We start from the raw sequence: 21,113 nt of genomic DNA, 5'->3' as shown, positions 1-21,113 counted from the left end.
GGAGTGGCGCAGGAGGCCGCAGCGGTCAGCGGACGGCGACGCGGATCCGGTTGCGCCACGGATCCTCGAACCGAAGCTCCGAGCCGGTGTGGTGGGCCGGCACCCCGGCAACCTTGAGGCGGTCAGTCAGCGCTCCGACGTCGTCCCCGGACGGAACCTCGATGAGCACCTCGCCAAGCCCAAGGGTGTCCTTGCGCGGACCGGCGCCGCGGCTGTTCCAGACGTTCATGGCCATGTGGTGGTGGTAGCGGCCTGCGGAAACGAACAGTGCCTGCCCGTGCCAGCCTGCGGTCTTTTCGAACCCCAGAGTGCCCACGTAGAAATCCCGGGCGGTCTGCACATCGCCAACCTGGAGGTGGACGTGTCCCACGCCGGCGGCCGTTTGCCGCTGTCCCTCCAGGGACTCTTCGGTGAGGTACTGCTCGAGGTAGCGCTGCGGCGGGAGCGCCAGGCTGTCCATCACCACGTCCGTCCCGTTCCAGGACCAGTTGCTGCGGGGACGGTCCCAGTACAGTTCGATGCCGTTGCCCTCGGGGTCGGTGAAGTAGAAGGCTTCGCTGACCAGGTGGTCGGCGCTGCCGGTGAAGGCCCGCGGCTCGTACTGTGCGGCAGTGGCGACGGTGGCGGCGAGGGAAGCCTGGTCCTCGAAGAGGAGCGCGGTGTGGAACAGGCCCGCCTCTCCCCTGCCGGGAAGGTGCAGTCCGGGAGCCGGCGCAAGGTGGACCAACGGCCGGCCCAGGCGGCCAAGGTAGAGCCCGCCGTCCTGTTCGGCGACCACCTCAAGGCCCAGTGCGCGCTGGTAGTAGTCGGTCATGACCTTCATGTCGCCCACCTTGAGCATCACGGTGCCCATGGCGAGGTCGGCAGGAAGAAGATCCTGGCTGCTGGCTGATGCGGTCATTGAAGGCTCCTAGCATTGGTGGCCGTCCCATTGGCGGCCTCTCACATGTTAAAATTACTTGAAGCTTCAATTTATTCCAAGTCCTCCGTGAGCCGTATTTTGTCAGCGAATAATCCGCCCGCCCAGCACCACGTGCTCCAGGGCCGTAATGGTCTCCGGTACCGCCCGCGGGTCTTCCCGGCATACAACGACGTCGGCGCGGGCACCCTCCTCCATCCCGTCCGCTCCCAGCCACGCACGGGCTGCCCAGCAGGCGGCGTCCAGGGCCGCCTCCATGGGCAGGCCGGCGCCGTGCAGGGCGAGGATTTCGTCCGTGATCCTGCCGTGCCGTATCACGCTGCCGGCATCGGTACCGGCAAAGATGCGTACACCCGCGGCATGGGCTTGCGCCACCCGCTCCATCCTGCCTTCCCAGAGGACGCGCATGTGGGCGGCATAACGCGGGAACTTGGGCTCCGCCTGCGCAACAATGTCGGGGAAGGTGGCGATATTGATGAGCGTGGGCACGATCGGTACGCCCTGCTCCACGAACCGGGGCACGTGGCGGGGAAGGAGCCCGGTAGCGTGCTCGACGCAGTCGATGCCCGCGTCCAGCACCTGGTCCAGGGTGTCTTCAGCGAAGCAGTGCGCTGTTACCCGGGCACCTTCGTCGTGTGCCGCCTGGACGGCATCGCGTACGACGGCGGCAGGAAAGGACGGCGACAGGTCGCCGGCGCTCCGGTCAATCCAGTCCCCCACGAGCTTGACCCAGCCGTCGCCGTCGCGCGCCTGCTTCCGGACGGCCTCCACGAGGCCCTCGGGTTCCACTTCCTCGGCGAAGCCCCGCAGGTAGCGGCGCGTCCGGGCAATATGGCGCCCGGCCCGGATCAGCACCGGGAAGTCCACTCCGCCCTGCATCCAGCGGGTATCTGCCGGCGAGCCCGCGTCCCGGACCAGCAGGGTTCCCGCGCTAAGGTCCGCCTCCGCCTGGTCCCTGGCCGCCGCGGGCTCGACCGGACCAGTGGCCCCAAGCCCAATGTGGCAGTGGGCGTCCACGAAGCCCGGCAGCACCCAGCCATCCAAAACCCGGTCCGGAGCAGCCGCCGGCCGGCTGAACGTAAGCCTGCCGTCCACGGACCAGAGCCGTGCCGCACCGTGTCCGGTGCAGTCAGGACGGGGCCGCGGAAGTGGATGATGCCTGCCATGGGGCTCCTTTCGATGCCCGGCCAGGCTAGCACCGCAATTATGACAAGGCCGCTCCAGGCGCCTGTGGTAGCTTCGTTCCTGACCACACGGGTGCCCTTGCAGGGGCTGAGATCGGGCTGACGCAGCCTGCGACCGTTGAACCTGTCCGGGTAATGCCGGCGAAGGAAGTGAGTATTCCCTTGAGTACGCAAAACACCCAATTGAACCCTGCCCTCCAGCCGTCTGACAGGGTGCCCGGTGGCGCGTCAATGCCGCCGGAAACCCAGTCGTTGAAGTCGCATTCCCTCGCCTACCTCGCGGATGAGGCGTCCGGGATCCGGGTACCGGTGACGGAAATTGCCCTTGAGCCGTCCCCCAACGGCCAGCCGAACGCACCGTTCCGGACGTACCGGACGGCGGGGCCGGGAAGCGACCCCGTCCGCGGCCTGGAGCCTTTCCGCGCGGAGTGGATCGTGGCGCGCGGAGACACCGAGGCCTACAGCGGCAGGCAACGCAACCTGCTGGACGACGGCCGCTCGGCCGTCCGCCGCGGCGCCGCCTCCGCGGAGTGGAAGGGCGCGCAGCCCGTGCCCCGCCGCGCCGTCGACGGCCGGACGGTGACGCAGATGCACTATGCCCGGCAGGGCGTCATCACGCAGGAAATGCGGTTCGTGGCGCTGCGCGAGAACTGCGATGTGGAATTGGTGCGCAGCGAAGTGGCTGCCGGCCGCGCCATCATTCCCAACAACATCAACCATCCGGAATCCGAGCCCATGATCATCGGCAAGGCCTTCCTGGTGAAGATCAACGCGAACATCGGCAACTCGGCCGTGACGAGTTCGATCGCCGAGGAAGTGGACAAGCTGCAGTGGGCAACCCAGTGGGGCGCGGACACCGTCATGGACTTGTCCACCGGCGATGACATCCACACCACGCGGGAGTGGATCATCCGCAACTCCCCGGTGCCCATTGGAACCGTCCCCATCTACCAGGCCTTGGAAAAGGTCAACGGTGAGGCCAACGCCCTGACCTGGGAAATCTTCCGGGACACCGTGATCGAACAGTGCGAACAGGGTGTGGACTACATGACCATCCACGCGGGCGTGCTGCTCCGCTATGTCCCGCTCACCGCCAACCGCGTCACCGGTATTGTCTCGCGGGGCGGCTCCATCATGGCGGGCTGGTGCCTGGCCCACCACCAGGAGAACTTCCTGTACACGCACTTCGACGAGCTGTGCGAAATCTTCGCCAAATACGACGTCGCCTTCTCGCTGGGCGACGGCCTCCGCCCCGGTTCGACGGCGGACGCCAACGACGCCGCGCAGTTCGCTGAGCTGGACACCCTCGCCGAACTGACGCAGCGGGCCTGGGAGTACGACGTGCAGGTGATGGTGGAGGGGCCGGGCCACGTTCCCTTCCACCTGGTCCGCGAGAACGTGGAGCGGCAGCAGGAGCTGTGCAAGGGTGCGCCCTTCTATACCCTGGGGCCCCTGGTGACGGATGTGGCGCCCGGGTATGACCACATCACCTCGGCCATTGGCGCCACCGAGATCGCCCGGTACGGCACAGCCATGCTCTGCTACGTCACGCCGAAGGAACACCTGGGCCTGCCCAACAAGGACGACGTGAAAACGGGCGTGATCACGTACAGGATCGCAGCGCACGCCGCGGACCTGGCCAAGGGCCACCCCGGGGCGCATGAGCGCGATGACGCCCTGTCCAAGGCGAGATTCGAATTCCGCTGGCGGGACCAGTTCGCGCTGTCCCTGGACCCCGTGACCGCGGAGTCGTTCCACGATGAGACGCTACCGGCCGAACCGGCCAAGACGGCGCACTTTTGCTCCATGTGCGGTCCGAAGTTCTGCTCCATGCGGATCAGCCAGGACATCCGGGACGAATATGGCTCCGCGGACACGCAGGCGGCGCTGGCGGACCTGGCCGCCGGCATGCGGGGGAAGAACGAGGAGTTCCTGGCAGCCGGCGGCAAGGTCTACCTGCCGGAGCTGCGGGTCCCCGCTGACGGCTAGGACGCCCGGGCGGCCTGGCTCCTGCCGACCCCGCTGATGAACTGGCGGATGGCCCGGTCCCCGTCCCGGGAGTCCTGGGGCCGGTGCCCGCCCGCGGCAACGCGGTGCAGGGCGCCGGTCTCCCGGAGGTACCCGGCAATTTCCTCGTACAGCGGCTCCCAGCCACCAGTCAGGACCAAGGTGGGGACGCCGGGAACAATATGCAACGGCGCTTCCCAGGAAGGCTCCTGGAGCCGCAGCCGCCGCGCGGACCGCTTCTCCTCGGTGGTGGCAGGCTGCTGCAGGTCGGTGGCGTAGATCCGGCGGACAAACTCGCGCTGGAAGTCGTCATCGCTGAGCTGGTGGCGGACGTCGAACAGTGGCTGCATCAGGCGGATGTGGGCGGCCGTGGCCGGCAGTTCCGCCGTCAGGGACAGGCAGGCGGGCTCCACCAGCGTCAGGGAAAAGACCAGGTCCGGGCGTTCGACGGCGGCCATCATGGCGGCGATTGCCCCCTGGGCGTGCGCAACGACGTGTCCGCCGGCAGCGCCACGGCCGTCGTCGCCCAGGGACCGCAGGATGATCGCGGTATCTTCCGTGAACGACGAATCCACCGGCTCCGCGGCGGCATCGTAGCCGTGCCGGCGGAGGAACAGGGCGTCATAGGACAGCGCCATGCCGTGCTGGCGCGGCCATGCGGCGGCACCGAAACTTCCGGCGCCGTGCACGAAAACTACCCTCTGCTTGAACATGTCCCAACCCTATTCCACGCTGCCGACATCCCCACGAAAAAGCGCCAGGTGTCGTCTTGAGCGGTCAAAACGGCACCTGGCGCTTCCTGATGCTGGAAACTCCTACTTGCCCAGGAACTTGTCGAAGCCCTTGGGGAGGTTCAGCGAGGACGGGTCGAAGTCGCCGCCCTGCTGGCCGAACGCAGCGCCGGTGGGGAGCGCCTTGGCGGCGTTGGCACGGCGGGCTTCCGCGTCCTTGCGCTCCTGTGCGGCCTTGGCGGGGTTGCCGGATTTTGCCTTCTTCTTGGGTGCGTTCTTTGCGTTCTTCCGCGCGCCGCCCCCGGCTCCGGGAAGGCCGGGCATCCCTGGCATCCCCGGCATGCCGCCCTGTGCCATCTTCTTCATCATCTTTTGGGCCTGGGCGAAGCGCTCCAGCAGGCCGTTGACCTCCGACACATGTACGCCGGAACCACGGGCAATACGGGCCCTACGCGAGCCGTTGATGATCTTGGGCGCAAGCCGCTCGTGCGGGGTCATGGACCGGACGATCGCTTCGACGCGGTCGATTTCCCGCTCGTCGAACTGCTCCAGCTGCTGCCGGATGTTCTGGGCGCCCGGCATCATCATGAGCATCTTCTTCATGGAGCCCATGTTGCGGATCTGCTGCATCTGGGCCAGGAAGTCCTCGAGGGTGAAGTCTTCCTGGTCGGCGAACTTCTTCGCCATCCGGGCAGCTTCGTCCTTGTCCCACGCTTTTTCGGCCTGTTCGATGAGCGTGAGGATGTCGCCCATGTCCAGGATGCGCGAGGCCATCCGGTCCGGGTGGAAGAGCTCGAAGTCGTCCAGGCCTTCACCGGTGGAGGCGAACATGACCGGCTTGCCGGTGACCGACGCAACGGACAGCGCGGCACCACCCCGGGCATCGCCGTCGAGCTTGGACAGCACGATGCCCGTGAAGTTCACGCCTTCATCGAACGCGAGCGCCGTGTTGACGGCGTCCTGGCCAATCATCGAGTCGATCACGAACAACACTTCGTTCGGGACAATGGCGCGGCGGATCTGGCGGGCCTGCTCCATCATCCCGGCGTCCACGCCAAGGCGGCCGGCGGTGTCAACGATCACGACGTCGTGCAGCTTCTGGCGTGCTTCCTCCACGCCGGCGCGGGCGACGGCGACCGGATCACCGGCGGGCTGGTCCAGTTCCGTGGAGGTGGCTCCGGGGTGCGGGGCGAAGACCGGCACGTTGGCGCGCTGGCCTACCACCTGGAGCTGGGTGACTGCGTTGGGGCGCTGGAGGTCGCAGGCCACCAGCATGGGGCTGTGGCCCTGGGCCTTCAGCCATTTGGACAGCTTGCCGGCCAGGGTGGTCTTGCCCGCGCCCTGGAGGCCGGCGAGCATGATGACGGTGGGGCCGTTCTTTGCCAGCCGAATCCGCCGGGTTTCACCGCCGAGGATCTCCACGAGTTCCTCGTTGACGATCTTGACGATCTGCTGGCTGGGGTTCAGCGCGCCTGAGACTTCGGCGCCCAGTGCGCGTTCGCGGACGCGCCCGGTGAACTCGCGGACCACCGGAACGGCGACGTCAGCGTCCAAAAGGGCACGGCGGATCTCCCGGACGGTGGCATCAACATCGGCCTCCGTAAGGCGGCCCTTGCCGCGGAGATTCTTGAAGGTTGCTGTCAACCGGTCAGAGAGTGAATTGAACACGCGCCGTGAACTTCTTTCAGGAGATGATCGGGACTCGACTACCTAGGGTATCAAGTCAGGCACGGTAGATGGCATGCTGGCCAAATGACGAGCCAAACGACTGTGAAGACCTTGCTCATCCTCGGCGCCTCGGGCGACCTCACCGGCAGGCTCCTCCTGCCGGGCCTGGCCCGCCTTGTTGCGGCCGGCCGTGCGGAAGGCTTGGACCTGGTGGGCGCCGGCTCGGATCCGTGGACGCCGGAACAGTGGCGCGGGCGGGTGGAGTCATCCTTCGCCGCTGCTGCCGGCGCGGCAGGTGATGCCGGCAAGGAAGCCCTGGAGTCGATGCGGAAGGAAACGGCCTACCACCAGGTGGACGTGACGGAGAAGGGCGCCCTCGCAGCCCTGCTCGCCGGGCTGCAAGGGCCGGTGGCGGTCTACTTTGCCCTTCCGCCGCGTATCAGCCAGCTGGCCTGCGAGACACTCCAGCCGGAAGAGGTTCCGGAAGGCACCCGGCTGGTCATGGAGAAGCCGTTCGGTTCCAGTGAGGAGTCGGCCCGCTCGCTGAACCGGACCCTTGGCCGCCTGGTACCGGAGGACCACATCCACCGGGTGGACCATTTCCTGGGCAAGGCCACGGTCCTGAACATCCTGGGCCTGCGGTTCGCCAACAACTTCCTGGAACCCGTGTGGAACCGGCAGCATGTGGAAAAGGTGGAGATCTTCTTTGACGAAGACCTGGCGCTGGAAGGCCGTGCGCGCTACTACGACGGTGCCGGCGCCCTCCGCGACATGATCCAGAGCCACCTCCTGCAGGTCATGGCCATCATGGCGATCGAGCCTCCGGCCACCATCGGCGAGCGCGATCTTCGCGATGCGGTCTCCGCCGTCCTCCGCGCCGGCAGCGTCAAGGATCCCGTCACTGATTCCCGGCGGGCCCGCTACACGGCGGGTTCGGTGGCGGGAAAGCAGGTGCCCGACTACACCGCGGAGGACGGGGTGGATGCCGGCCGGGGAACTGAGACACTGGCCGAGATCGAGGTGGGAATCGACAACTGGCGCTGGCGGGGCGTTCCCTTCATCCTGCGCTCCGGCAAGGCCCTCGGGGACAAGCGCAAGGAAGCGGTGGTCACGTTCCTCCCGGTGCCCCACCTCCCGAAGGGGTTTACCGGCGTGGACTCCCCCAACCAGCTGCGGATCGGCTTTGGTCCGGACACGCTGGAGTTCGACGTCGACGTCAACGGACCCGGGAACATCTTCAGCCTGGGCAGGGTCACCCTGGAAGCGGAACTGAGCGCCTCGGACCTCCTGCCCTACGGTGAAGTGCTGGAGGGTGTCCTGGCCGGCGACCCGCTGCTGTCCGTCCGGAGCGACACGGCAGAGGACTGCTGGCGGATCGTTGAGCCGGTGCTTAGGGCGTGGGAACAGAACAGCGTCCCGTTGGAGGAGTACGACGCCGGCTCGGCCGGCCCGGCGTCGTGGCCCACCAACCGGCAGAAGGACTGAGCCCCGACGACAGGCAGGACGGGCGGGAACTTTTCGGTTCCCGCCCGTCCTGCATCAGTCTTCAGTTGTCCCCGGAGGGGCCGTGGTGTGCGCCTTAGATGGCAGCCACTCCGCGTTCCCCGGTCCGGACCCGCACCGCTTCATGGACGTCCATGGTCCAGACCTTGCCGTCCCCGGCCCGGCCGGTGTTCGAACTGGCAATGATCACGTCCAGGATGTCATCGGCCTGCTCGTCCGTGGCCAGGACTTCCACCCGGATCTTGGGCAGGAGGTCCACGTTGTATTCCGCTCCGCGGTAGACCTCGGTGTAGCCGCGCTGCCGGCCGTAGCCGCTGGCTGCGCTGACGGTCAGGCCCTGGACCCCATAGGCTTCCAGCCCTTCCCGGATTGCATCGAGCTTTTCCGGCCTGACGATTGCAGTGATCAGTTTCATGCCCCCACGCTTTCCTTACCTGTTGCCGGCTGTGCCTTTTGCGCACCGGATGATGACGGGACCGCCTCGGGGGACTCGCCCTGGCCCTTGCCGGTGATCATGTCGTGCAGCGGCTGGAAGCTTCCGCCGTGGCCGCTGAGGCCGAACTCGTAGGCGGTTTCGGCGTGCAGGCTGAGGTCCACACCCACCGTTTCCTGTTCCTGCGAGACCCGGAAGCCCATGGTCTTGTGGATGGCCAGCGCAATGATGGCCGTCAGGACCGCTGAGTAGGCGATGGCGATGCCGGCTGCCGCGAGCTGCGCCCACAGCTGGGTGAGTCCGCCGCCGTAGAAGAGGCCGCCGCCGGCACCGTCGGTGGGCAGTGCGATGAAGCCCAGGGACACGGTGCCGATGATGCCCGAGACAAGGTGGACGCCGACGACGTCCAGGGAGTCGTCGAAGCCCCAGCGGAACTTCAGGCCGACGGCAAGGGCGGAGGCCACACCGGCGACCACGCCGAGGCCGAGGGCACCGACGGGGCTGACGTTGGCGCAGGCCGGGGTGATGGCCACAAGGCCTGCCACGACGCCGGAAGCGGCGCCGAGGGAGGTGGGGTGTCCGTCGCGGATGCGCTCGGTCACCAACCAGCCGAGCATGGCTGCTGCCGGGGCTGCGAGGGTGTTGATCCAGATCAGGCCGCCCTGCTCGGCAGTGGTTGCCGCACCGCCGTTGAAGCCGAACCAGCCGAACCACAGGATGGCCGCGCCGAGCATGACGAACGGAATGTTGTGCGGGCGGTGGTTGGGGTCCTTGCCGAAGCCCTTGCGGTTGCCGATGATCAGGACCAGGATCAGTGCCGCCACACCTGCGTTGATGTGGACCACGGTGCCGCCGGCGAAGTCGATGGCGGGGCCCAGGGCCTTGCCGATCGCGCCTTCGGGACCGAACAGGCCGCCGCCCCACACCATGTAGGCAAGCGGGCAGTACACCAGCGTGACCCACACGGGAACGAAGACCGACCACGCGCCGAACTTGGCGCGGTCGGCGATGGCGCCGCTGATCAGTGCCACGGTGATGATGGCGAAGGTGGCCGCGTAGCCGACCTTGATCAGGCCGTCAGGGGTGGTGATTCCCTCAAGGCCGAACGTGGCGAACGGGTTGCCCACGATTTCCATGAACCCTTCCCCGGAGCTCATGGAGGCGCCCCACAGCACCCAGACGACGCCCACCATGCCGATGGAGATGAAGCTCATCATCATCATGTTCAGGGCTGCCTTGGCGCGGGTCATGCCGCCGTAGAAAAATGCCAGACCGGGCGTCATGAACAGCACCAGGGCTGCCGCTACCATGACCCAAACGTGACCTGCGGTAAGTTCCATGGTGCACGTCCTCTCTCATCGAATCTTGCGGAGTACTCCGCCTGCCAACGCCTTTTTGCGTCCTGTAATGAGTTTGTCGGCGGCGTGTTTCGCCCGCGGAGGATTTAGATTGCCGGCCTGTTACATCAACCTCTAGGAAGTAAATGGTGCATATCCGCCTTGTTACGGTTATGTTTCCGCACCCGCGCAGCCATCCGGCTCCCGTTCCAGCAAGGACTCCCGCACCATGACGGCACCACCCCGCCCCAGCCGCGCCACTTCGAGGTTTTTGGCCCGGCTGAGGCCGCAGCGGGAGAAACTCCCCCGCGACATCAAGGTGATGCTGGCCGCGGCGTTCCTTATCGCCCTCGGCTTCGGGCTTGTTGCGCCCGTATTGCCGCAGTTCGCAACAACCTTCGGAGTGGGGAACACGGAAGCCGCGGTGATTGTGGCCATCTTCGCCTTCATGCGGCTGGCCTTTGCTCCTGCCGGCGGTGCCCTGATCGGCAAGCGCGGCGAACGGCCCATCTATGTTGCCGGGCTGCTGATCGTGGCGTTGTCCACTGCGGCGTGCGCCTTTGCGCAGGACTACTGGCAGTTGCTGCTGTTCCGCGGGCTCGGCGGGGCCGGATCCGTGATGTTCACGGTGGCATCAATGGCGCTGGTGGTCCGGCTGGCGCCGCCCCAGAGCCGGGGCAGGGTGTCGGGAGCCTACGCCTCGGCCTTCCTGATCGGCAATGTGTGCGGCCCGATTGTGGGTGGCCTGCTGGCGGGGCTGGGCCTGCGGGTCCCGTTCCTTGCCTACGCCGCCGCGCTGCTGGTGGCCGCATTCGTGGTCCAGACGCAGCTGAGCCACCAGCGCCGGGGAGGCGGGGAGATACAACACCGTGCCCCTGACATGCGGTTTGGCGAGGCCCTGGCGGCCGGAACCTACCGGTCCGCCCTCATGTCCAGCTTCGCGAACGGCTGGGCAACGTTCGGCGTGCGGATGGCAACGGTGCCGTTGTTCGCCGCGGCCGCCTTCGGGGCGGGTCCGCAGGCCGCCGGCCTGGCGTTGGCGGTGTTCGCTGCCGGCAACGCCGCTGCCCTGGTGTTCTCGGGGCGGCTGGCGGACTCGGTGGGACGCAAGCCGATGATGATCTCCGGCCTGCTGGTGGCGGCCCTGTCCACTGCAGCCATTGGCATCACCTCTGACCTGCCCTGGTTCCTGGCGGCTTCGACGCTCGCCGGCGTCGGATCCGGGCTTTTCGGTCCCGCCCAGCAGGCCGCCGTCGCGGACGTCATTGGCAACGCGCGCTCCGGCGGCAAGGTGCTGGCCGTGTACCAAATGACGTCCGACGTCGGGGCGATTGTTGGTCCGCTGGTGGCGGGCATGCTCGCGGACGGGCTGGGATTCGGTTGGGCCTTCGGCGTGACCGGGGGGATCATGCTCCTGGCAGCCGCCGGCTGGGTGCCCACGCGTGAGACCCTGCGAAGGGCTGGCTCCTAGGCTGCGGTGCGGGCCCGGCAAACCCGTGCAGCAGTGCGGTTCAGCCGTCCATTCAACAGCTCAGTCCGAGCATCTCAGTTCAGCAGGGCGTCAACGAAGCCTTCGGTATCGAAGGGGGCAAGGTCGTCGGCACCTTCGCCCAGTCCAATGAGCTTGACGGGCACGCCGAGGGTTTTCTGGATGGCCACGACGATGCCGCCCTTGGCGGTTCCGTCCAGCTTGGTCAGGACGATGCCGGTGATGTTGACCACCTCAGAGAAAACCCGCGCCTGGTTCAGGCCGTTCTGGCCGGTGGTGGCATCGAGCACCAGCAGGACCTCGTCCACCTCGGCCAGCTTTTCCACGACGCGCTTGACCTTGCCCAGTTCGTCCATGAGGCCCACCTTGTTCTGCAGGCGGCCGGCGGTATCGATCATGACCACATCGACTTCCTGCTCGATGCCGGCCTTGACCGCCTCGTAGGCAACCGAGGCGGGGTCGGCGCCGTCGATGTCGGACTTCACGGTGGGGACACCCACGCGCTGGCCCCAGGTGGCCAGCTGCTCGGCGGCGGCGGCCCGGAACGTGTCGGCGGCGCCGAGCAGGACGTCCTTGTCCTCGGCGACCAGCACGCGGGCCAGCTTGCCCACGGTGGTGGTCTTGCCCACGCCGTTCACGCCCACCACCATCATCACGGCCGGCTTGTCCGCGTGCCGCTGGACGTTGAGGCTGCGGTCCATCGTGGGGTCCACAAGCTTGATGAGTTCTTCCCGGAGCATGGTCTTGACGTGTTCCGGAGTTCGGGTGCCCAGGACCTTGACGCGCTCCCGCAGGGCATCAACCAGCTGCATGGTGGGTTCGGTTCCCAGGTCCGCGAGCAGGAGGGTCTCCTCGACTTCATCCCAGACGCTCTCGTCGATCCGGTCGCTGGACAGCAGCGCCAGCAGGCCCTTGCCCATGACGTTGTTGGAGCGGGCCAGCCGTTCCCGCAGGCGCGCCAGGCGGCCGGCGACGGGCAGCGGGGTTTCGACGGGAATGGTTTCCAGGCCGGCCGCATTGTCCGGAACGGTGGTGGTGTCCAGCCCCTCAAGGTCCGCGCCCTCCGGCGCCCGGGCCCCGATTGTTCCTTCGCGGTCCGCCACCGCCGTGCTTCCGCCGGAGCGGGTTTCGGGGTCGTTGGCATCCCTGGTGCCCGGGTAGCGGGTGATGTTCCTGCGTGTCTTGAGCAGGACCGGAATCAGGCCGCCGATGACCACCAGCGCAGCAAGGATGGACAGGACAATGGGAAGGATGTCATTCACTCCCCTAGCTTCTCACAAACGCCCTGCCCGGTTCCGGCGGCCGGCAAGCAACTGACCTGCCCCTTTGCCCAGGCCGCCGGCTGCTGGATGGCACCGCCAACAGCAGGTGCAGGGGCTATACCTCGGCCCCGAGCCGCTGGCTGATGACGGTGGAGACGCCGTCGCCCCTCATGGTGACGCCGTACAGCGCGTCTGCCACTTCCATGGTCCGCTTCTGGTGTGTGATGACGATGAGCTGGCTGGATTCCCGGAGTTCTTCGAAGATGGTGATGAGCCGGCCCAGGTTGGTGTCATCCAGTGCCGCCTCCACCTCGTCCATGACGTAGAACGGCGAAGGACGGGCCTTGAAGATGGCCACCAGCAGCGCCACCGCGGTCAGGGAACGTTCGCCGCCGGAGAGCAGGGACAGGCGCTTGATCTTCTTGCCCGCAGGCCGGGCCTCCACCTCGATGCCCGTGGTGAGCATGTCCGTGGGGTCGGTCAGCACCAGGCGGCCTTCGCCGCCCGGGAAAAGCCGTTCGAATACCCGGATGAACTGGGCCTGGGTGTCCTCGAACGCTTCGGTGAAGACCCGCTGGACCCTGTCGTCCACTTCCTTGATGATGTCCAGCAGGTCGCGCCGGCTGGCCTTCAGGTCCTCGAGCTGGGTGCTCAGGAACTGGTGACGCTCCTCCAGGGCCGCGAATTCCTCGAGTGCCAAAGGGTTGACCTTGCCCAGGCTTGCCAGGTCACGTTCGGCTTTCCGCAGCCGCTTCTCCTGCTCCTGCCGGACAAACGGCTTGCCTTCCCTGATTTCCTCCCCGTCCGCATCAACGGGGGCGCGGAGGGCAGCCCACTTGTCTTCGGATTCCTCCGCGGGAACGGGCACCGGCACCTGCGGCCCGAACTCGCTGACGAGCGCTTCGGGGGTGATGCCGAGCTCGTCCACGGAGCGGGTTTCCACTGCCTCGATCCGGGCGCGATGCTGGGTCCGGGCCAGTTCGTCGCGGTGCACGGTGTCGGTGAGCTGGGCCAGTTCCCGGGACAGGGCCTCGTTCGCTTCCCGGATGTCCCGCAGGCCGCGGTCGCGCAGCTCCCGGTTCTCCTCGGCGAGGTCCCGTTCGTGCCGGGCCAGGTCGACCGAGACGTCCACGTAGCCGAGTGCCAGTTCCACTCCGGCGGATACGGCCGCTGCGCGCCGGGCCTGGATGCGGCGGCGCCGGGCCCGCTCCGCCGCTTCCTCGCGGGCCCGGCGTTCGGTGGCGGCTGCACGTTCCAGGGATGCCACCCTGTTGCGGGTGGCCGCCAGTTGCTCTTCGGCGCTGCGCAGGGACAACCGCGCCTCCACTTCGGCTGCGCGGGCGGCAGTGGCTGCGCGGGCCAGGGCGTCGCGCTGCCCGGTGGAGGGTTCCTCTTCCACCGGTGCTTCCTGCGCCGCGGCCAACCGGGCGGCGACGGCGGCGAGCGCCTCTTCCTCCGCCGCGACGTTGGCTTCGGCCCTGGACAGGGATGCCGCCAGCCGTTCGCTCTCGCCCACGGCGCTGCGCAGGACAGAGTTCAGGTGGCCCAGCCGTTCGGCCACGGCGGCGAGGCGGGCATCGGATTCGTGCAGCTTGTCCAGGGCAGCGTCCGCTTCCTCCTGCGCCCCCTTGCGCCGGGCCTCTGCGGCGGCCAGGGCGAACCTGTGCCGTTCAAGGTCCGCGGTGACCGCCGACAGTCCGCGGTCGGCGTCGTCCACTGCCGCCTGGACCTCAAGGAGGGACGGCGCCTTGGCAGAGCCGCCGGTGGCGGAGACGGCGGTGAACACGTCCCCTTCCCGGGTGACAGCCGTCAGGGCCGGAGAAGATGCGACCAGGGCGGCCGCAGCGTCGATGCCGGTGACGACGGCGGTCCGGGACAGCAGGTGCCGGACCAGGGCAACGTGCTCCGCAGGTCCGTCCACGAGATCAGCCGCCCATTGCGCCCCGTCGGGCAGTGCCAGGTCCTCCGCGCCTTCCGCCTGGAGTGCCGCAGCCGTGGCAAGGAGCAGCGACGCCCGCCCGGCGTCGTCGTCCTTGAGCCGCTTCAGCACGGCTCCTGCCGCGTCCCTGTCCCGGACGAGCACGGCTTCGGACGCCTCCCCCAGGGCAGCGGCGATGGCCGGCTCGAACCCGGCCTGGATCGTGATCCCGGCGGCGAGGCTTTCCTGGACTCCGGGAAGCCCGGACTGCAGCACGTGCCTGGCGCCGTCCTTGCGGTCAAGGCCCAGCTTCAGGGCGTCGAGGCGCGCGGCGAGGGCGTCGCGCTTGCGCATGCCTTCGTTGACGGCGGCTTTGAGGTCTGCGATCTCCTGGAGGACGGCGTCCAGGACATCGCTGGCGGCTTCGTAATCGGCGTCGAGGGATTCCTCCCCCTCCTCCACACCGGCCACCTGGTTCTCCAGCGCCGTGAACTCCGCCTGGGCGCGGGCCCGTCGTTCCGTTCCGGCCGCGAGGGATTCGCGCAGCCGTCCCAGTTCCGCCTGCGCGGACTCCACCCGGGACCTGGCCGCCGCAACCTGGCCGGCAAGCCGCGCCAGGCCCTCCCGCCGGTCGGCAGCGGCGCGGAGCTGCGCGGTCAGCCGCTGGTCCTCGGCATGGGCGGCCCGCTCCGCTTCCGCCTTCGCGGCACTGGCCATGTCAAGGGCGCCCCGCCTGTCCTGGATGTCCTGTTCGAGTTCGGACAGCTCCTGCCGGACCCTTGCCGCCTGGCGCTCCAGCTGTTCCGGGTCCCGGCCGGACGTCGGCGCAGCCTCGTCGGAGCCGAGCAGGCGGCTCCGTTCGCCGGCCAACGAGCCCAGCGACCGCAGCCGTTCACGCGCGGTGGAGAGCCGGTACCAGGTGTCCCGGGCGGCATTGAGCCGTGGCGTGGCCTCGGCTGCCAGCTGCTCCAGCGCCGCCTGCTGCCTGCGCCCCGCGTCGAGTTCCTGCTCGACGGCGGTCCGGCGCGCCTTGAGTTCGGCCTCGTCCGCCACATCCTGCGCCAGGGCCTGCTGCAGCTGGACCAGGTCATCGGCCAGCAGGCGGGCGCGGGCATCCCGGACGTCGAACTGGACCCGCTGGGCGCGGCGGGCAACCTCCGCCTGCTTCCCCAGGGGGGTGAGCTGCCGGCGGATCTCCCCGGTGAGGTCGGTCAGGCGCTGCAGGTTGGCCTGCATGGCCTCCAGCTTCCGGACGGTGCGTTCCTTGCGCCGCCGGTGCTTGAGGATTCCCGCCGCCTCCTCGATGAAGCCGCGGCGGTCCTCGGGAGTGGCGTGCAGGACGCGGTCCAGCTGGCCCTGGCCCACGATGACGTGCATTTCCCGGCCCAGCCCCGAGTCCGAAAGCAGTTCCTGGATGTCCAGCAGCCGGCAACCGGCGCCGTTAATGGCATATTCGGAGCCGCCCGTCCGGAACAGTGTCCGGGAAATGGTCACTTCGCTGTACTCGATGGGGAGTGCGCCGTCAGTGTTGTCGATGGTCAGCGAGACGTGGGCGCGGCCCAGCGGCGGCCGCCCGGACGTCCCGGCAAAGATGACGTCCTCCATCTTGCCGCCGCGCAGCGTCTTGGCCCCCTGTTCGCCCATGACCCAGGCCAGGGCGTCCACCACGTTGGACTTGCCGGATCCATTGGGACCCACGACGGCGGTGACGCCGGGTTCGAAGTCGAAGGTGGTGGCAGACGCAAACGACTTGAACCCCCGGACGGTGAGGCTTTTGAGGTGCAAGGCTTTTCTGGTCTCCTGGAGCGGGTAGGGCACTTTGCTGGAACCGGCTCACTACAATCTACTGCGCAGGACCGGCAATTCCCCGCAGCAGCACCCGGGAACCGGCCGGGGCACGAGGAGTGGATATGCATGATCCGGCGGTACAAAGGCATAGTTAAGCTCTTGAGCCTGCATAGATGTGGGTACAGTCACCGCAGGAATGCGGGACGAAAACGAAGAGGGGCTTGAATTGGCAGGTAATGCAACCTTCCGCCACAGCAACACCGCGCTGCTTTCGGTCAGCAGCGTCGAAGCGCCCAGGATTGTGAGCTCCACGGACTTTGACCGCCGGCTGGCATCGACCCTGCAGCGCCTGAAGTTTCCGCCGCGGCTCCTGGAGCGGGTGGCGGGAATCACGCACCGGCGCTGGTGGGCTGCCGGAACATCGTTCGACGATGCTGCCGTGGAAGCCGGCGCCAAAGCCCTGGCCGAGGCCGGCATCGAAGCGTCCGACGTAGGCCTGCTGATCAACACGTCGGTGACACGGCGCAACCTGGAGCCCTCCGTGGCGGTCAAGATCCACCACAGCCTCAGCCTGCCGTCGTCGGCCATGAACTTTGACCTTGCCAACGCCTGCCTGGGATTCGTCAACGCCCTGACCCTGGCTGCCAACATGATCGACTCCGGCCAGATCAGGTACGCCGTCATTGTCAACGGCGAGGACGCCCAGCTGACCCAGGAAGCAACCCTGGCCCGCCTGCAGCGGCCCGAAACAACGCGGGATGACTTCAACCGGGAGTTCGCGACGCTGACCCTGGGATCAGGCGCTGCCGCGGCAGTCCTGGGCCCTGCCGACGAGCACCCGGGCGCGCACCGCGTAGTGGGCGGGGTGATGCGTGCCGGCACCGAGCACCACGAGTTGTGCGTGGGCGGCATCGACGGGATGAACACCGACACGAAAGGGCTGCTCGACGGCGGCCTGCAGCTGGTAGTCGACGCATGGCAGGAAGCCCAGCCCGAATGGGACTGGGCCGCCATGGACCGCTATGTCACCCACCAGGTCAGCAACGCCTACACCCACGCGATCATCGATGCCATCGACCTGGACCCGGACAAGGTGCCCATCACATTCCCGCACTGGGGCAACGTTGGGCCGGCCTCGCTGCCCATGACGCTTGCCGCCGAGGCGCAGTCGCTGGGAAGCGGCGACCGGGTCTTGTGCATGGGCGTCGGCTCCGGACTGAACACCGCAATGCTGGAAATCGTTTGGTGATCGCGGCCTGGCCGGGCGTCAACGCCGAGTGGTCCCGCGAGATCGATGTCCCCTCCACGTCAAGCGTTGACGCACCCGGGACGGTGCGGCGCTGGCACCTCCTGGACAACGGGGCCGAACTGTCCCGCCGCGGCCTGGCTCCGCTGGGAACGCTGCTGTGCGTGCACGGCAACCCCACATGGTCCTATCTGTGGCGGAGCCTGCTGGCTGCCGGGTCCGACCCTGAGCATCCGTGGCGCGTGGTGGCCGTGGACCAGTTGGACATGGGGTTTTCCGAACGGACGGGTACCTTCCGGCGCCTGGCGGACCGGATCAACGACCTGGGCGACCTGACCGAGGCCCTGTCCCTGGCCGGCCCGGTGGTCACCGTGGGCCACGACTGGGGCGGGGTGGCCAGCCTCGGCTGGGCGCTTGCCCATAGCGACCAACTGGCCGGCGTGGTCCTGACCAACACCGCCGTGCACCAGCCTGCCGGCTCCCCCCTTCCGCCGGCACTGCGCCTTGCCCTGCACCCGGCAGTGCACCGGTGGGGAACCACCACCTCCGACGCTTTCCTGCGGGTGACGCATTCGCTGGCACGCCCACCGCTGCCCGCTGACGTGCGGAGTGCCTTCATGGCCCCGTACCGCGGCGCCGCACGCCGCGCAGGGGTGGGCAACTTCGTCGCTGACATACCCGTCGACGGCTCGCACCCGAGCTTCGCTGCCCTCAACGGCGTGGCGGAAGGCCTGCGCCGCCTTAATGTGCCGGCCCTGATGCTCTGGGGCCCGCGCGATCCGATCTTCTCCGACCGCTACCTGAAGGACCTGCTCGCCCGCCTTCCGCATGCCGACGTGCACCGCTACGAGGGCGCGGGACACCTGGTGGCAGAGGACCGGGACATTGCCACTCCCGTCTTCGACTGGCTGGCCGGCCGCGTCACGCAGGGCGGGGACAGTCCTGCTGATAATGGCTCCATGCGAGCCGGCGATGGCTTCACGCCCCTGTGGGGTCTCCTGGGGGAGCTCGCCGCCGGACCATCCGCTGGGGCGGGGGCCGTCGTCGAAATGGCCCCGGACGGCACGGAGGCACGTTCGCTCACCTGGCGGCAGCTTGAGGAAAACGTGGGGCGCGTTGCCGCGGGGCTGCAGGGGGAGGGTGTCGGGCCCGGCACCAGGGTAAGCCTGATGGTTCCCCCCGGCGTGGACCTGACCGTCGCACTGTATGCCTGCCTTCGGCTGGGCGCCGTGGTGGTCGTGGCCGACGCCGGCCTGGGCACCAGGGGGCTGAGCCGGGCGGTCAAGGGAGCGACGCCCGATGTCCTGATCGGGATCGACAAGGCCCTTGCCGCTGCCCGGGTACTGGGCTGGGCGGCCCGGCGTATCAGCGTAAGGGACCTGCCGGCCGTGCAGCGCCGGGTGCTCGGCGTGGAGACCTCGCTCGCCGCCCTGGCCAGGACCAGCCCGGGGCAAGGCGGTGCCGCTCCCGCCTTCAGCCCGGCGGCGGACTCCCCCGCCGCCGTGCTTTTCACGTCCGGCTCCACCGGGCCCGCCAAGGGCGTCCAATACACCCACGGGCAGCTTGCCGCCATGCGGGACACGGTTGCCGGAACCTTCGGGATCGAGCCCGGCGACAAGCTGGTGGCCGGCTTCGCACCCTTCGCGCTGCTGGGACCTGCGCTGGGAACCGTGTCCGTGACGCCGGCCATGGATGTCACCGCCCCCCGCACCCTGACCGCGCACGCCCTCGCTGCTGCTGCAGCGGCCATTGACGCCACGGTGGTCTTCGCCTCCCCCGCGGCCCTGCGCAACGTCGTTGCGACCCAGGCCGGGCTCACCCAGGAGGGCGCTGCGGCGCTCAAGCGGGTCCACCTGCTGCTCTCCGCCGGCGCTCCCGTTCCCGAACCGCTCCTGGACGAGGTGCAGCGCCTGCTGCCGGCCGCCTCGCTGCATACCCCCTACGGCATGACCGAGGCCCTCCCCGTCACCGATATCAGCCTTGAACAGATCAAGGCCGCCGCGGCCGCCGCGGGTTCCGGGACGATGACGGGGGCCGGAAACGGCGTCTGCGTTGGCCGTCCGGTCCAGGGCGCCCGCATAGCCCTGATCCCGCTGGCGGCGGACGGTACCGCCCCGGCGACAGAACCGGTGACGGAAGCGGGTGTCACCGGGGAAATCCTGGTCAGCGCGCCGCACGTCAAGGGCGGCTATGACCGGCTTTGGCTGACTGACCAATTGAGCGCGGGCCCGGCCGGCTGGCACCGCACCGGCGATGTGGGCCATTTCGACGCCGACGGCCGCCTCTGGGTGGAGGGGCGCCTGGCACACATCATCACGGCGCCCGGCGCAGTGGTCACGCCGGTAGGGGCCGAACAGGCCATCGAAAGCCTGGACTGCGTCAGCATGGCAGCGGTTGTCGGGGTGGGGCCGGCCGGCACCCAGGCCATTGCCGCCGTCGTCGAAACCATGCCGCCGGCGCGTAAGGCGGGGCCGGCCGCCGCTGGACTCGCGGCACAGGTACGCCGTGCCGCACGTGCCGCAGGCGTCTCCGTGGCTGCAGTCCTGGTTGTCCCTGCGCAGCCCACCGACATCCGCCACAACGCGAAGATCGACAGGTCGCGGTTGGCGCGCTGGGCATCATCCGTCCTGGCCGGCGGCCGCCCGGGGAAGCCATGAGGGTACTGGTTACGGGTGCGAGCGGCCTGCTGGGGCGGCAGGTGGCGGGCCAGCTGGTACGCAAGGGCCACGAGGTCACTACCTTCCAGCGGCGTCCCTCGGGGGTCGACGGCGCGGCGGACCGGTGCGGTTCCCTCACCGATGATGCAGCAGTCGCGGAGGCAGTCCGGGGCGCGGACGCAGTCATCCACCTTGCCGCGAAAGTCTCCTTCACTGGCCGCGCCGAAGAGTTTGACCAAGTGAATGTAGAGGGAACGCGGCGCCTGCTCCTGGCGGCGCGCGATGCCGGGGTCCGGGACGTGGTCTTCGTTTCTTCGCCTTCGGTGGCCAACTCGGGCGCCGCCATTGCAGGTCTTGGCGCGGAGCCGGCCGACCCGGTGCATGCCCACGGCGACTATTCGCGCACCAAGGCGCAGGCTGAACTGCTGGCCCTGGCCGCCGACGCCCCGGACTTCCGGGTTGCCGCCGTGCGGCCGCACGTCGTCTGGGGGCCGGGCGACACCCAACTGGTGGAACGGGTCCTGACCCGGGCCGCCCGGAAGCGGCTGCCGCTGCTGGATGCGGGCGCCGCGCTGATCGACACCACCTACGTGGACAACGCGGCGGCAGCGATCGTTGCTGCCCTGGACCGCATCAGCTACATCCACGGCAGGGCCCTGGTGGTGACCAACGGCGAGCCCCGGCCGGTGGGCGAACTCATCGCCGGCATCTGCGCTGCCGGCGGCGTCGCTGCGCCGTCATGGTCAGTGCCGGGGAAGCTTGCCCGGATCGCGGGATCGGCAGTGGAAAGGGCTTGGCTCCGGCTCGGCAAACAGGACGAGCCCCCGATGACCAGGTTCCTTGCCGAACAGCTGTCCACCGCCCATTGGTTCGACCAGCGGGAGACCCATGAGCTTCTTGCCTGGACGCCGGCTGTCTCGATTGACGATGGCCTGGTACGGCTCGCGGAGTACTACGGGTCCCGCTGACAC

The 21,113-nt window shown here is 68.4% G+C and carries 13 protein-coding genes, 1 pseudogene and 1 riboswitch; of the genes and pseudogenes, 6 read left to right on the top strand and 8 right to left on the bottom strand.

What is annotated here, in order from left to right; all coding sequences use genetic code 11:
- Window positions 1-25: 25 nt before the first annotated feature.
- Both NIBR502771_RS13230 and NIBR502771_RS13225 read right to left on the bottom strand, forming a co-directional pair.
- Window positions 26-901, bottom strand: a complete 876-nt coding sequence (locus tag NIBR502771_RS13230) for a VOC family protein (RefSeq protein WP_141160153.1) — start codon at window positions 899-901, stop codon at window positions 26-28.
- 102 nt (window positions 902-1,003) lie between these two features.
- Window positions 1,004-2,085, bottom strand: a pseudogene (locus NIBR502771_RS13225) (amidohydrolase family protein).
- A gap of 77 nt (window positions 2,086-2,162) precedes the next feature.
- A riboswitch (TPP riboswitch) is annotated at window positions 2,163-2,270 on the top strand.
- Between NIBR502771_RS13225 and thiC the strand changes: the two are divergent.
- The gene (thiC, locus tag NIBR502771_RS13220) at window positions 2,266-4,092 is read left to right on the top strand and encodes a phosphomethylpyrimidine synthase ThiC (protein WP_141160152.1); all 1,827 of its coding nucleotides are present in this window, start codon (window positions 2,266-2,268) and stop codon (window positions 4,090-4,092) included. (Overlaps the previous riboswitch by 5 nt.)
- Here the strand turns inward: thiC and NIBR502771_RS13215 are convergent.
- A complete protein-coding gene (locus NIBR502771_RS13215) occupies window positions 4,089-4,823 on the bottom strand; it encodes an alpha/beta fold hydrolase (RefSeq protein WP_141160151.1) in 735 nt (244 codons plus the stop codon). The genes thiC and NIBR502771_RS13215 overlap by 4 nt on opposite strands.
- Window positions 4,824-4,925: 102 nt before the next feature.
- Window positions 4,926-6,509, bottom strand: coding sequence for a signal recognition particle protein (gene ffh / locus NIBR502771_RS13210; protein ID WP_141160150.1), 1,584 nt, complete (start codon window positions 6,507-6,509; stop codon window positions 4,926-4,928).
- An 84-nt stretch (window positions 6,510-6,593) separates the two neighbouring features.
- Here ffh and NIBR502771_RS13205 point away from each other — a divergent pair, with 84 nt between their 5' ends.
- Window positions 6,594-7,994: a glucose-6-phosphate dehydrogenase gene (locus tag NIBR502771_RS13205; RefSeq protein WP_141160149.1), complete on the top strand. Its 1,401-nt coding sequence runs from the start codon at window positions 6,594-6,596 to the stop codon at window positions 7,992-7,994.
- A gap of 94 nt (window positions 7,995-8,088) precedes the next feature.
- On the opposite strand, the gene NIBR502771_RS13200 is transcribed toward NIBR502771_RS13205, so the two are convergent.
- Together NIBR502771_RS13200 and NIBR502771_RS13195 are read right to left on the bottom strand one after the other, a co-directional pair.
- Complete coding sequence (locus NIBR502771_RS13200; protein WP_141160148.1) at window positions 8,089-8,427, bottom strand: P-II family nitrogen regulator; 339 nt, start codon at window positions 8,425-8,427, stop codon at window positions 8,089-8,091.
- On the bottom strand, window positions 8,424-9,785 hold the full coding sequence (locus NIBR502771_RS13195) for an ammonium transporter (RefSeq protein ID WP_141160147.1): 1,362 nt from the start codon (window positions 9,783-9,785) through the stop codon (window positions 8,424-8,426). The genes NIBR502771_RS13200 and NIBR502771_RS13195 overlap by 4 nt, the downstream gene beginning before the upstream one ends.
- A gap of 226 nt (window positions 9,786-10,011) precedes the next feature.
- Between NIBR502771_RS13195 and NIBR502771_RS13190 the strand changes: the two genes are divergently transcribed.
- Complete coding sequence (locus NIBR502771_RS13190; protein ID WP_141160146.1) at window positions 10,012-11,253, top strand: MFS transporter; 1,242 nt, start codon at window positions 10,012-10,014, stop codon at window positions 11,251-11,253.
- Window positions 11,254-11,327: 74 nt separating this feature from the next.
- Here NIBR502771_RS13190 and ftsY read toward each other — a convergent pair whose 3' ends face one another.
- Window positions 11,328-12,533, bottom strand: coding sequence for a signal recognition particle-docking protein FtsY (ftsY, locus tag NIBR502771_RS13185; protein ID WP_141160145.1), 1,206 nt, complete (start codon window positions 12,531-12,533; stop codon window positions 11,328-11,330).
- A gap of 115 nt (window positions 12,534-12,648) precedes the next feature.
- Window positions 12,649-16,236, bottom strand: coding sequence for a chromosome segregation protein SMC (gene smc / locus NIBR502771_RS13180; protein ID WP_141160144.1), 3,588 nt, complete (start codon window positions 16,234-16,236; stop codon window positions 12,649-12,651).
- Between the two features lie 229 nt (window positions 16,237-16,465).
- On the opposite strand from smc, the gene NIBR502771_RS13175 reads away from it, so the two are divergent.
- From NIBR502771_RS13175 to NIBR502771_RS13165, 3 genes are read left to right on the top strand one after another with little or no spacing between them, the layout of a single operon-like run.
- Window positions 16,466-17,488: a 3-oxoacyl-ACP synthase III gene (locus NIBR502771_RS13175; protein ID WP_246839664.1), complete on the top strand. Its 1,023-nt coding sequence runs from the start codon at window positions 16,466-16,468 to the stop codon at window positions 17,486-17,488.
- Complete coding sequence (locus tag NIBR502771_RS13170; RefSeq protein WP_141160143.1) at window positions 17,482-20,142, top strand: alpha/beta fold hydrolase; 2,661 nt, start codon at window positions 17,482-17,484, stop codon at window positions 20,140-20,142. Before NIBR502771_RS13175 ends, NIBR502771_RS13170 begins: the two co-directional genes overlap by 7 nt.
- Window positions 20,139-21,110: an NAD(P)-dependent oxidoreductase gene (locus NIBR502771_RS13165; RefSeq protein ID WP_141160142.1), complete on the top strand. Its 972-nt coding sequence runs from the start codon at window positions 20,139-20,141 to the stop codon at window positions 21,108-21,110. Before NIBR502771_RS13170 ends, NIBR502771_RS13165 begins: the two co-directional genes overlap by 4 nt.
- Window positions 21,111-21,113: the final 3 nt, after the last annotated feature.

The sequence above is a fragment of the Pseudarthrobacter sp. NIBRBAC000502771 genome, assembly GCF_006517215.1.
Lineage (GTDB): Bacteria > Actinomycetota > Actinomycetes > Actinomycetales > Micrococcaceae > Arthrobacter > Arthrobacter niigatensis.
Note: the sequence above shows the minus strand (reverse complement) of the source record. Positions and strands in the feature narration are given on the sequence as shown.

What these genes read in the sequence shown, in the direction of transcription:
- NIBR502771_RS13205 (WP_141160149.1), top strand. Translation starts at nt 6,594, where the DNA reads ATGACGAGCCAAACGACTGTGAAGACCTTGCTCATCCTCGGCGCCTCG.
- NIBR502771_RS13230 (WP_141160153.1), bottom strand. Translation starts at nt 901, where the DNA reads ATGACCGCATCAGCCAGCAGCCAGGATCTTCTTCCTGCCGACCTCGCC.
- NIBR502771_RS13195 (WP_141160147.1), bottom strand. Translation starts at nt 9,785, where the DNA reads ATGGAACTTACCGCAGGTCACGTTTGGGTCATGGTAGCGGCAGCCCTG.
- NIBR502771_RS13200 (WP_141160148.1), bottom strand. Translation starts at nt 8,427, where the DNA reads ATGAAACTGATCACTGCAATCGTCAGGCCGGAAAAGCTCGATGCAATC.
- NIBR502771_RS13190 (WP_141160146.1), top strand. Translation starts at nt 10,012, where the DNA reads ATGACGGCACCACCCCGCCCCAGCCGCGCCACTTCGAGGTTTTTGGCC.
- NIBR502771_RS13215 (WP_141160151.1), bottom strand. Translation starts at nt 4,823, where the DNA reads ATGTTCAAGCAGAGGGTAGTTTTCGTGCACGGCGCCGGAAGTTTCGGT.
- NIBR502771_RS13165 (WP_141160142.1), top strand. Translation starts at nt 20,139, where the DNA reads ATGAGGGTACTGGTTACGGGTGCGAGCGGCCTGCTGGGGCGGCAGGTG.